This is a genomic window from Vibrio sp. 1069 (assembly GCF_033340555.1).
In genome coordinates this window covers 1-721 of record NZ_JAWOWP010000340.1, presented here as the reverse complement: position 1 = coordinate 721, position 721 = coordinate 1, and the positions used below count along the sequence as shown (strand labels likewise).

Sequence of the window (721 nt, the reverse complement as noted above, 5' to 3'; positions counted from 1 at the left end):
GTCTGCGGTACCAACTTTGTTGTCGCCAGAAGGCGCAATTTGTCCGTCAGGATCGCCATCAGGCGCAATGACACCAAGCCATGTCACACCATCGATTTCGTGTCGTGGACCGTTTGAGGAAAGAAGCGTGTGGTAACTATCTGGAGCATCGCCAAAATCGATTGGGTCATCTTCATCAATAACTGGCGCGTTGGCGCAGCGTGCACCGTCATTTTGGCTTGAACTCGGGCCGTTCGAGACAAACTCAACCGCTGGGACAATGCCAGCGTTGATGTTTGAAGCGTTGTCCGCTGACAAATTAATACGGTAGATTTTTCCGTCTTGATTGCGGGAAACGTAGTAATTGCCGTTGACGTCAAAATAGCCTGCACCAAAGGTGCCGGTTTCGCCCGTATCTCCAATCATAGTGGCTTGGCCGTTTGCAGTATTGAATTTGTAGAGAATGCCGGAGTTGTTATCAATTCCGTAAAGCGAACCGTCGCCAGGATGGAAGGCGAAATCCGTCAAGTTGACGTTTGCGGTCGCGGTAATTTGCGTAAGTGTTAGCGTCGCATTTGGATCGGTATCTAACGGTGATAAATCAATGGAAAATAATCCTTTGCCTTTGCGATATAAGTAGTAAACGTGATTATAAACATCGCCAACAAAAAACGTATGACTAGGCAAACCAGCGACATTCAGTGTTTCTGCTTGAAAGTCTTTCCCTAAACGGACGATTTTC

General features: G+C 47.4%; 1 protein-coding gene. It reads right to left on the bottom strand.

All coding sequences use genetic code 11. The features are described from left to right. Positions 1 to 721: DUF6923 family protein (locus R7040_RS26390; protein ID WP_411978213.1), on the bottom strand; the 721-nt coding region annotated here is incomplete at both ends.